8 protein-coding genes and 1 pseudogene are annotated in these 10,846 nt (G+C 71.4%); 1 reads left to right on the plus strand and 8 read right to left on the minus strand.

Annotated elements, in window-relative coordinates; genetic code table 11:
- The first annotated feature begins 4 nt into the window (after nt 1-4).
- Complete coding sequence (locus ACZ7RU_RS30750; RefSeq protein ID WP_470344226.1) at nt 5-1,000, plus strand: inorganic phosphate transporter; 996 nt, start codon at nt 5-7, stop codon at nt 998-1,000.
- Between the two features lie 161 nt (nt 1,001-1,161).
- Here the strand turns inward: ACZ7RU_RS30750 and pstB are convergent, their stop codons facing one another.
- The 8 genes and pseudogenes from pstB to mshD all read right to left on the minus strand — a co-directional run bounded on the left by pstB (nt 1,162) and on the right by mshD (nt 10,734).
- Nucleotides 1,162-1,938: a phosphate ABC transporter ATP-binding protein PstB gene (pstB, locus tag ACZ7RU_RS30755; RefSeq protein WP_470344227.1), complete on the minus strand. Its 777-nt coding sequence runs from the start codon at nt 1,936-1,938 to the stop codon at nt 1,162-1,164.
- A gap of 43 nt (nt 1,939-1,981) precedes the next feature.
- Nucleotides 1,982-3,052 carry a phosphate ABC transporter permease PstA gene (pstA, locus tag ACZ7RU_RS30760; protein WP_470344228.1) on the minus strand — a complete coding sequence of 357 codons (1,071 nt, stop codon included), beginning with the start codon at nt 3,050-3,052 and terminating at the stop codon, nt 1,982-1,984.
- Nucleotides 3,049-4,026: a phosphate ABC transporter permease subunit PstC gene (pstC, locus tag ACZ7RU_RS30765; RefSeq protein ID WP_470344229.1), complete on the minus strand. Its 978-nt coding sequence runs from the start codon at nt 4,024-4,026 to the stop codon at nt 3,049-3,051. The genes pstA and pstC overlap by 4 nt, the downstream gene beginning before the upstream one ends.
- Nucleotides 4,027-4,176: 150 nt before the next feature.
- Complete coding sequence (pstS, locus tag ACZ7RU_RS30770) at nt 4,177-5,310, minus strand: phosphate ABC transporter substrate-binding protein PstS (protein ID WP_470344230.1); 1,134 nt, start codon at nt 5,308-5,310, stop codon at nt 4,177-4,179.
- Nucleotides 5,311-5,553: 243 nt separating this feature from the next.
- Nucleotides 5,554-5,997 carry an NUDIX hydrolase gene (locus ACZ7RU_RS30775; RefSeq protein ID WP_470344245.1) on the minus strand — a complete coding sequence of 148 codons (444 nt, stop codon included), beginning with the start codon at nt 5,995-5,997 and terminating at the stop codon, nt 5,554-5,556.
- Nucleotides 5,998-6,064: 67 nt separating this feature from the next.
- Complete coding sequence (locus tag ACZ7RU_RS30780; RefSeq protein ID WP_470344231.1) at nt 6,065-7,153, minus strand: CHAD domain-containing protein; 1,089 nt, start codon at nt 7,151-7,153, stop codon at nt 6,065-6,067.
- A gap of 122 nt (nt 7,154-7,275) precedes the next feature.
- A pseudogene (locus ACZ7RU_RS30785) lies at nt 7,276-9,345 on the minus strand (RNA degradosome polyphosphate kinase); the annotation flags it as partial.
- A gap of 426 nt (nt 9,346-9,771) precedes the next feature.
- A complete protein-coding gene (gene mshD, locus ACZ7RU_RS30790; protein WP_470344232.1) occupies nt 9,772-10,734 on the minus strand; it encodes a mycothiol synthase in 963 nt (320 codons plus the stop codon).
- Between the last annotated feature and the right edge of the window lie 112 nt (nt 10,735-10,846).

The raw sequence follows: 10,846 nt of genomic DNA on the forward strand, positions 1-10,846 counted from the left end.
CCTCGTGGACATGGCAGCACTCATCGCCGTCATCGGCGTTGCGTTCTTCTTCACGTACACCAACGGCTTCCACGACTCGGCGAACGCGATCGCCACCTCGGTGTCCACCCGGGCGCTCACCCCCCGGGCGGCGCTGGCGATGGCCGCGGTGATGAACCTGGCCGGCGCGTTCCTCGGCAGCGGCGTGGCGCACACCGTCTCCAAGGGGATCATCGAGACGCCGACCGGCAACCAGGGGATGGCGATCCTGTTCGCCGCCCTGGTCGGGGCGATCGCCTGGAACCTGGTCACCTGGTACTTCGGCCTCCCGTCCTCCTCCTCGCACGCGCTGTTCGGCGGCATGGTGGGCGCGGCGCTGGCCGGCGGCGTCGACGTGATCTGGAGCGGGGTCCTCGAGAAGATCGTCATCCCGATGATCGTCTCGCCGGTGGTCGGCCTGGTCGGCGGCTTCGTGGTGATGCTGGCGATCCTGTGGATCTTCCGGCGGGCCAACCCGCACCGGGCCAAGCGCAACTTCCGGGTCGCCCAGACCGCCTCGGCCGCCGCGATGGCCCTGGCGCACGGCCTCCAGGACGCGCAGAAGACCATGGGCATCGTCGTCATGGCACTGACGATCTCCGGCCACCAGTCCGGCAACGGGATCCCGGTCTGGGTGAAGATCGCCTGCGCGACCATGCTCTCGTTGGGCACCTACGCGGGCGGCTGGCGGATCATGCGGACACTCGGCCGCAAGATCATCGAGCTGGACCCGCCGCAGGGCTTCGCCGCCGAGGCGACCTCCGCCGCGATCATGTACATCACGTCGTTCGTCTTCAAGGCGCCGATCTCCACCACCCACGTGATCACCGCGGCGATCATGGGCGCGGGGGCCACCAAGCGGATCCGCGCGGTGCGCTGGGGCGTCGCGAAGAACATCGTGCTCGGCTGGTTCATCACGATGCCGGCGGCCGCCCTCGTCGCAGCGCTGATGTACTGGTTCGTCCACCTGTTCTGGGGCTGACGGCCCCGCAGGACACGCGAACGGACAGGGCCCGCCCCCACATCTCGGGGGCGGGCCCTTTTCCATGTCCCGCGGCGGCACCGCCATGCAGCACCACGGGACAGCTCGCGGTCCGTCACGCTCCCCGGCGCCCGGGGCGCCGCCCGTGGCGGAGGCCCGGTCTAGCCGAAGCGGCCGGAGATGTAGTCCTCGGTCGCCTGGACCTGCGGGTTGGAGAAGATCCGCTGGGTGTCGTCCAGCTCGACCAGCTTGCCCGGCTGGCCGACGCCGGCCAGGTTGAAGAAGGCCGTGCGGTCGCTGACGCGGGCCGCCTGCTGCATGTTGTGGGTCACGATGACGATGGTGAACTGCTCCTTCAGCTCGCCGATCAGGTCCTCGATGGCGAGGGTGGAGATCGGGTCGAGCGCGGAGCAGGGCTCGTCCATCAGCAGGACCTGGGGCTCGACCGCGATGGCGCGGGCGATGCACAGGCGCTGCTGCTGACCGCCGGAGAGGCCGGCGCCGGGCTTGTTCAGCCGGGTGTGGACCTCCTTCCAGAGGTTGGCGCCCTTCAGCGAGCGCTCCACCACCTCGTCCAGCACCGACTTCTTCTTCACGCCGGCGAGCCGCAGACCCGCGATCACGTTGTCGTAGATCGACATGGTCGGGAACGGGTTCGGGCGCTGGAAGACCATGCCGACCGAGCGGCGCACGGCGACCGGGTCGACGTTGGAGGCGTACAGGTTCTCGTCGTCCAGGAGGACCTTGCCCTCGACCCGGGCGCCCGGGATCACCTCGTGCATCCGGTTGAGGGTCCGCAGGAAGGTGGACTTGCCGCAGCCGGAGGGGCCGATGAAGGCCGTGACCGAACGGGGCTCGATGCTCATCGAGATGTCCTCGATGGCCTTGGTGGTGCCGTAGAAGGCCGACAGTCCGCTGACGTCGATGCGCTTGGCCATGATCGTTTGCTTCTCTCGTCTGTCTCGTACGTCAGTCGGTCGCTCAGTGTCCGCCCTTGGGCGAGCGCCAGCGCGCGATCCCCCGGGCGACGAGGTTGAGCCCCATCACGAAGGCGATCAGCACCAGCGCCGCACCCCAGGCACGGGCGTAGCCGAAGTCGTTGTTGACCTGCGAGTACTGCGTCCAGATGTACATCGGCAGGGACTGCTGCGGTCCGTCGAACGGGTTGTTGTTGATGTAGTCGGCGCCGAACACCAGCATCATCACCGGGGCGGTCTCGCCCGTGATGCGGGCGACCGCGAGCATCACACCGGTGGTGATGCCGCCGATCGCGGTGGGGAGGACGATCCGCAGGATGGTCTTCCACTTCGGCACGCCGAGCGCGTACGACGCCTCGCGCAGCTCGTTCGGGACGAGCTTCAGCATCTCCTCGGTGGACCGGACCACGACCGGCATCATCAGGATGGCCAGCGCGAGGCTGCCCGAGAAGCCGGAGTAGCCGAAGCCCAGGGCGAGGTTCCAGAGCGAGAGGACGAACAGACCGGCGACGATCGACGGGATGCCCGTCATGACGTCGACGAAGAAGGTGACCGCCTTGGCGAGCTTGCCCCGGCCGTACTCCACCAGGTAGACGGCGGTCAGCAGACCGATCGGGGCGGCCATCGCGGTGGCCAGGCCGACCTGCTCCAGGGTGCCGATCAGCGCGTGGTAGATGCCGCCGCCGGGCCCGGACTGGATCACGCCCTTCATGGAGTGGCCCAGGAAGTTCCCGTCGACCACGTGGATGCCCTGCTGGACGGTGTAGAACGACAGGGCGACCAGCGGGACGACGGCCAGGATGAACGCGACCCAGACCACCGAGGTGGCGAGCCGGTCCTTGGCCTGTCGGCGGCCCTCGATCCGGGCCGAGACGGCGTAGCTGATCAGGAGGAAGAGCAGGGCCGAGATCAGGCCCCACTGGAGGTGGCTGGCCAGCCCGCCGGCCAGGCCGATCCCGCAGCCGAGCGCGATCGAGCCGGCGGCGACGGCGGCCGGGGCCCACTTGGGCAGGCGGTTGGCGGTCAGCGGACGGCCGACGGGCCGGGCGTCCTCGACGACGGCGGTGACGGTCATGCGTTGGCCCCCGAGTACTCCTTGCGGCGGGCGATGATCATTCGCGCGGCACCGTTCACCAGCAGGGTGATGACGAACAGGACGAGGCCGGAGGCCATCAGCGCGTCGCGGCCGTTGTCACCGGCCTCGTTGAACTTCAGCGCGATGTTCTGCGCGAAGGTGCCGCCGCCGGCGTCCAGGATGTGCAGCGACAGGACGTTGCTGGCGGACAGCACCACCGCGACCGCGATGGTCTCGCCGAGCGCGCGGCCGAGGCCGAGCATCGAGGCCGAGATGATGCCGGGACGGCCGAACGGCAGCACCGCGGTGCGGATCATCTCCCAGCGGGTCGCGCCGAGCGCGAGCGCCGCCTCCTCGTGCATCCGCGGCACCTGGCGGAACACCTCGCGGGAGACCGCGGTGATGATCGGCAGGACCATGATCGCCAGCAGGATGCCGACGGTGAACAGGTTGCGCGGGGTCCCGGTCCTGGTCTGGTCGAAGATGTACGTCCAGCCCAGGTAGTCGTTGAGCCAGCTGTTCAGGCCGTCCAGGTGCGGCACCAGGAAGAGCGCGCCCCAGAGGCCGTAGACGATGCTGGGGACGGCGGCGAGCAGGTCGACCAGGTAGGCGAAGGGCTGGGCGATCCGGCGCGGCGCGTAGTGGGAGATGAACAGCGCGATCCCGATGGCCACCGGGACGGCGATCGCCATCGCGATGACCGCGCTGACGACGGTGCCGAAGGCCAGGACGGCGATGCCGAACACGGGCTTCGGGGCGTCCGGCGTCCACTCGAAGCTGGTGAGGAAGTTGCCCTCGTTGGTGCTCAGGGCGAGGACCGACCGCCAGGTCAGGAACGCCGCGATGGCGGCCATGATGACCAGCAGCAGGATGCCCGAGCCCCGGGCGAGGTTCATGAAGATCTTGTCGCCGACCCGGCTGTCACGCGGCCGGCGTTCCCTGCCTCGCGGGGCGGCAGGGGAGGATGAAGTCATTGGTCTACTCCGGTCTGGTGGTGCCGCCCCGGAAGGGGGACGGCACCATGGCGGCGGTGCCCCGGACGTGGTGCTGGGTGTGGTGCGTTCCGGTGGGGCGACCCCGGCCCCCCTCGCTCACGGGGCCGCCCCACCGGGGGTCCTGTCGGGTCAGGCCAGGGTGGCGATGACGCCGTTGACCTTGTCGGTCACGGCCTTCGGCAGCGGGACGTAGCCCTTCTCGCCGACGGCCTTCTGGCCCGCCTCGCTCGCCGTGTAGGTCAGGAAGGACTTCAGGGTCTCGAGGGTCTCGGCCTTGTTGCCCTTGTCGCAGACGATCTCGTAGGTGATGAGGACCAGCGGGTAGGAGCCCTCTTCCTTGGTCGCGTAGTCGAGCTTCAGCGCGAGGTCGCTGCCGGTGCCGGCGGCCTGGGCCTTGGCGATGGTGGTGGCGGCGTTCTCGGCGGTGGCCGCGACCGGCTTGGAGGCGCCCGTGTTGATCGCGGCGCTCTTCAGGCTGTTGGTCTGGGCGTAGGCCAGCTCGACGTAGCTGATCGAGTTCTTGACCTGCTTCACCTGGGCCGAGACACCGGCGCTGCCGTTGGCCGACTGGCCGCCCTTGGCCGCCCAGGCCTTGCCGGCCGGGTAGGTCCAGGCGCCGCCGCCGGCGGCGGCGAAGTACTTGGTCAGGTTCTCGGTGGTGCCGGCGTCGTCCGAGCGGTGGAAGGTCTGGATCTCCGCGTCCGGCAGCTTGGCGCCCGGGTTGAGGGCGGCGATCGCCGGGTCGTTCCACTTGGTGATCTGCGAGTCGAAGATCTTGGCGGAGGTCGCGCCGTCCAGGACCAGGTTGTCGACACCGTCGATGTTGTAGACCAGCGAGATCAGACCGCCGACCATCGGCAGGTCGATGCCCTGGCCGCCGGTGCAGACCGCCTTGGAGGCCTCGACCTCGGCCGGCTTCAGGGCCGAGTCGGAGCCGGCGAACTGGATCTTGCCCTGGTTGAACTGCTGGATGCCGGCGCCGGAGCCGCCACCCTGGTAGTTGATCGTGCTGCCGGAGCAGGCGGCGGCGAAGCTGGTCTTCCAGACGTCCATCGCCGCACCCTGCGCGGTGGAACCGGCGGCGATCAGCGAACCGGCCTTGCCACAGTTGATCGCGGCGCCGGCCGCGGTGGAGCCGTTGGAACCGCCGGTCGCGGTCGTGTTGTTGTTGTCCGAACCGCAGGCGGCGAGCGACAGCGAGCTGACGAGCGCCATGGCACCGATCGCGAGGGCCTTGGAGCGGCCGTTCCGCTGGAGCTTCACAGGGGTGTCCCTTTCTGTGGCATTGCCCTCGCGCGGGCCGTAGGCGTACGGCCCAGCAGGGGTTTTGCTGTGGTCCGGGGCCCGTGCGGCCCTCCGGTGGTCCCGAAGTTAGGCCGGGCAGGTGACACGACAGCCGGTCGCAAGTGAACGGCGAGTGAACCTCGAACGGATGACAGGAAACTACGTCAGGTAGTAACGGTTGCGTCACGGCAAGGGCGCGGGGAGATCACTTCCACCGTTCCTTCACCGGTACGGTCCGGCCGCCCGCACCGGCCTCGCCCCCAGGATCACCAGCAGCGCGTCGACCAGCGACCGGTCCTGGTCCTGGGTGAGCCGCGCGCGGGCCTTCCCGGCCGGCAGCCACTCCAGCCGGTCCACCTCCCGGTTCGGTTGGAAGGACCCGCTCGACGGCACCGCCGCCCAGTAGCGGACCTCCTTCGGACGGCCCTGCACCCGGTAGTGCTGGGCCGGCAGCTCCGGACCCAGCAGACAGTGGAACCCGGTCTCCTCCCGGACCTCGCGCAGCGCCGCGTCGACCGTCCCCTCGCCGGGTTCGAGCTTGCCCTTCGGCAGGCTCCAGTCGTCGTACTTGGGCCGGTGGATCACCGCGATCCGCGGCCGCCCCAGCCGTCCGTCCTTCTTCGGCCGGCCCGGCAGCCACAGCACCGCCCCCGCCGCCAGGATCACCGGGGCGTGCGCCGCCCCGGTGGCGGTCCCCGCCGCCGCCCGGTCGGTGCCCGGGCGCCCGTCCACCTCAGACCGTCCCGGGTGCGGCGGGATGCCCCCAGGCGTCGGCCGGGACCAGCTCCAGCCAGCCGTCCGGGCCGGGCGGCAGCTCGGGCCAGCGGCGGCCGACGGCGTACCGGGCCGACTCCACCTCCAGCCGCTGGTCGGCGTGCACCACGCCCAGCACGTACGCGGTCGCCGGGGTGATCCGCGGGGTCCGCGCCGCGGTGGCGGCGGTGACGGCGGCGTCGGCCGCCTCCTGCTGCCGGGCCAGCACCGCGTCCAGCCCGTCCAGCTCGGAGGACGGGCGGCCGCACACCTCCAGCGCGTACCGGGCCCGCTTCACCAGGATCCGCAGCCGGGCCCAGGGCGCGTCGTCGGCCGCCAGCGCGGTGTCCGCGTCCGCCGGCCCGCGGGACGGCGGCACCGTGCCCAGCCGGCGCAGCCCGTCCCCGCCGTACGGCGTCGCGGCCCGTTGCAGCGGCAGCTGCTGGGCGCCCGCGGACAGCGCGGCGAAGGCGGCGGCGGCCTGCGGCAGCAGCACCGCCGGGGCCCGGCCGCCCGCCGACTCCAGCAGCGGCGCGTCGCCGACCAGCAGGGTCATCCGGTCCGCCAGCGCGTGCAGCCGGGCGGACCGGAGCTCCTGGAGCACCGTGGAGTGCGCCCTGGTCCGGGCCAGGGTCAGCTGCCGGTCCAGCAGTGCCCGCGCCTTGGGGGCGCCCGCGTGGCCGGCCAGCATGCCCGTCCCGTCCGGGTCGCTGCCGCTCAGCGAGTCCAGCGCGCCCAGCAGCCGGGCCGAGCGGCGGACGTAGCCGGGCTCCAGCGCGAGCAGGTTGAGCAGCCAGCGCAGCTCGGTGCGCGACTCCTGCGCCCAGGTCTGCTCGAAGACCGGGCCGAAGGTGTGCAGCAGCCCACCGATCCGCCGGACGGCCCGCAGCAGGTCGGAGGTACCGGCCGCCGCGACCGGCGAGGCGGTCCCGGGTCTGGCGCCGACCTCGCCCACCGCCAGCGGCAGGGCGCGCAGGAAGGCGCCGGCCTGGGCGGTGAGGTGGCGGGAAAGGATGTCCCCGGCGGTCGCTGTGGCGGCCGCCTGGGCCGTCATCGGCGCTTCGGTCATGGCGTGGTAGATCCCCGTTCCCCCGGGGCGGTCCCCGGAGCTGGCGGCCGACCGCCGGAACAGCTGCCCTCGGGAGTCTCGCGGGCCCTCACTGCTCCGGCGGCTTCGCATCAGTGGACGCGTCAGCGCGAGGTGGCGGCCCGACGGCGCTGGCGCGAGTCGATCAGCAAATCCTGGACGTGTCGCAGCGGTCGGCCCTCGGCGTCCTGCGAGCGGCGGGTCCACGCGCCGTCCGGCCCCAGGTGCCAGGACTCGGTCTCGTCCGACATCCCGAGGTCGATCAGCCCGGACAGCTCGGCGCGGTGCGCCGGATCGGTGATCCGCAGCAGCGCCTCGATCCGCCGGTCCAGGTTCCGGTGCATCATGTCGGCGCTGCCGATCCAGACCTCCGGATCGCCGCTGTTGCCGAACACGAAGACCCGGGAGTGCTCCAGGAAGCGGCCCAGGATGCTGCGGACCCGGATGTTCTCGCTCAGCCCCGGCACGCCCGGGCGGATCGCGCAGATCCCGCGCACCCAGACGTCCACCGGCACCCCGGCCTGGGAGGCCCGGTACAGCGCGTCGATCAGGGCCTCGTCGACGATCGAGTTGACCTTGAGCTTCACGTGGGCCGGCCGGCCCGCCCGGTGGTGGGCGATCTCGTTGTGGATCCGCGAGACCAGGCCGTCGCGCAGGCCGCGCGGGGCGGTCAGCAGGCGGCGGTAGGACTCGCGGCGCGAGTAGCCGGAGAGCCGGTTGAAGAGGTCCGACAGGTCCGCGCCGACCTGCGGGTCGGAGGTGAGCAGACCGAGGTCCTCGTACAGCCGGGCCGTCTTCGGGTGGTAGTTGCCGGTACCGACGTGCGAGTAGCGGCGCAGGGTGTCGCCCTCCTGCCGGACCACCAGTGAGAGCTTGCAGTGCGTCTTCAGCCCGACCAGGCCGTACACCACGTGACAGCCGGCCTCCTCCAGCTTGCGGGCCCACTTGATGTTGGCCTGCTCGTCGAAGCGCGCCTTGATCTCGACCAGCACCAGCACCTGCTTGCCGGACTCGGCCGCGTCGATCAGCGCGTCGACGATCGGCGAGTCGCCGGAGGTGCGGTACAGGGTCTGCTTGATCGCCAGCACGTCCGGGTCGGCGGCGGCCTGCTCCAGGAAGGCCTGCACCGAGGTGGAGAAGCTGTCGTACGGGTGGTGCAGCAGGACGTCGCGCTCGCGCATCGCGGCGAAGATGTCCGGCTGGGAGGCCGACTCGACGTCGGTCAGCCCGCGGGCCGTGCCGGCCACGAACTTCGGGTACTTGAGCTCCGGGCGGTCCAGCTCGGCGATCCCGAACAGCCCGGTCAGGTCCAGCGGCCCGGGCAGCGGGAAGACCTCCGCCTCGGTGATGTTCAGCTCCCGCACCAGCAGGTCCAGGATGTACGGGTCGATCGACTCCTCGACCTCCAGCCGCACCGGCGGGCCGAAGCGCCGCCGCATCAGCTCCTTCTCCAGGGCCTTGAGGATGTTCTCGGTGTCGTCCTCCTCCACCTCCAGGTCCTCGTTGCGGGTGACGCGGAAGGCGTGGTGGGCCAGCACCTCCATCCCCGGGAAGAGCTCCTCCAGGTGGGCGCCCATGACGTCCTCCAGCGGGACGTACCGCTGGGGCGAGGCCTCCAGGAAGCGGGCCAGCGACTGCGGCACCTTGACGCGCGCGAAGTGCTTGTGCCCGGAGACCGGGTTGCGCACCACGACGGCCAGGTTGAGCGAGAGTCCCGATATGTACGGGAAGGGGTGCGCCGGGTCGACCGCCAGCGGGGTCAGCACGGGGAAGATCTTCTGCCGGAACAGCGTGTGCAGCCGGGCCTGTTCCTTCTCCGCCAGCTCAGACCAGCGGACCACCTCGATGCCCTCGGCGGCCAGGTCCGGCAGCACCTCCTGCTGGAACGCGGCGGCATGACGGGCCATCAGTTCGCGCGAGCGGGTCCAGATCAGGTCCAGCACCTCGCGCGGCTGGAGGCCGGATGCGCTGCGTTGGGCGACGCCGGTGGCGATCCGGCGCTTCAGGCCGGCCACCCGGACCATGAAGAACTCGTCCAGGTTGCTCGCGAAGATCGCCAGGAACTTCGCCCGCTCCAGCAGCGGGATGCCCGAGTCCTCGGCCAGCTCCAGCACCCGCTCGTTGAACGCCAGCCAGCTGCGCTCGCGGTCCAGGAAGCGGCCCTGGGGCAGCGCTTCGAACTCCTCTTCGTCCGTGGCCGGCAGCTCCGGCGGAACACCCAGCGCGCTGGACATCCGGGCCGTGGGCGACAGCGGGGCAGAGACGGGGCGGGGGATGCTCATGGGCTCCAGCTCCTCCAGCAGCAGGACGGCGTCCGGACACGATTGGCTCTGCGGGCCGTCGCCCTCGCTCCGGGGCGCCCCCGGGGACAACACCCATCCTCCGGGCGCGGTCCGTACAGGACCGGCCGGTGCGGGGCGGTCGACTCTGCACGAGCGAGACACTACGGACTTCATCCCGTGATCTTCGCGGCAGCAATTGAATCCACGGTAAACACCGCATGGCCGGGAGGAAAGCTGAGTCGGTCGGGGCAAGGGGCGTCGCCGTCCCGTCCCTCGCCCGCGACCGCTCGGTGGCCCTCCCTGCCGATCCCGCAGCGGCTAGGACGGCCGGTCGGCCCGGTACCGGGCCCGGTACATGAGGTCCACCTCGTGAATGGTGAACCCCAGTCGTTCATATACCCGCACGGCGGCCGGATTGTCGGCGTCGACGTAAAGAAGCACGGTGTCCAGTCCGCGCTCGCCGGGGCCGGTGCCGGTCAGGTGGCGCAGGCCCGCCGCGGTCAGCGCGCGGCCGAGGCCGCTCCCCTGCTCCGCCGGGTCCACTCCGACCACGTACACCTCGCCGAGCTCGGGCTCGGTGGCGGTGGCCGGATGCACCTTGGTCCAGTGGAAGCCGACCACCCTGCCGTCCCGGGTGGCGAGGAAGAAGCCGGCCGGGTCGAACCAGGGCTCGGCGACACGCTCGGCCAGGTCCTGCTCGGTCAAGCTGCCCTGCTCCGGGTGGTGGGCGAAGGCGAGGGCGTTCAGCCGCAGCCACTCGGTGTCGTCCTCCCCCGGGCGGAAGGTGCGGAGCTCGACGCCCTCGGGGAGGGCCACCGCCTCCGTCTGCCGGCCGGTGCGGCGCATCTGCCGCAGCTCGCGGACCAGCTCGGCGCCGTACGCCTCGGCCAGGTGCCGGGCCGCCGGGTGACCGCCGTGCACCCAGAAGTCCACCGCGTCGCGCCCCGCCCGGTGGGCCCGCGCCAGGACGGCGTCCACCAGCGGTCGGGCCAGACCGCGGCCGCGGGCCGCCGGGTCGACCACCAGCTCGGCGGCGGGGTTCGCGGTCGGGTTCTCCGGTACTTCGAGCTGGCCGTAGCCGAGGACGGTGGCGGTTTCGGTCTCGACGAGGTGGAGGACCCCCGGTCGCGGGGTCTCCGCGTTCCGCAGGCGGAGCCGTCCCTGCTCGGACACGGCGGCCCGGCCGTCCACCGCCTGGGCCTCCGCCAGAACACGCAGGGCGCCGTCGCGCTGCTCGGGCCGGAGCACATCGTCCGCAATGACCGCTGTCTGATCGTCCATGCCCCGACGATACGTCACCGGAAACGCGAAGAACCCCCATCCGGAAACCGGATGGGGGTTCTTCAGCAAAGATTGTTCGGCGGCGTCCTACTCTCCCACAGGGTCCCCCCTG

This window comes from Kitasatospora sp. NPDC114501, from assembly GCF_055633695.1.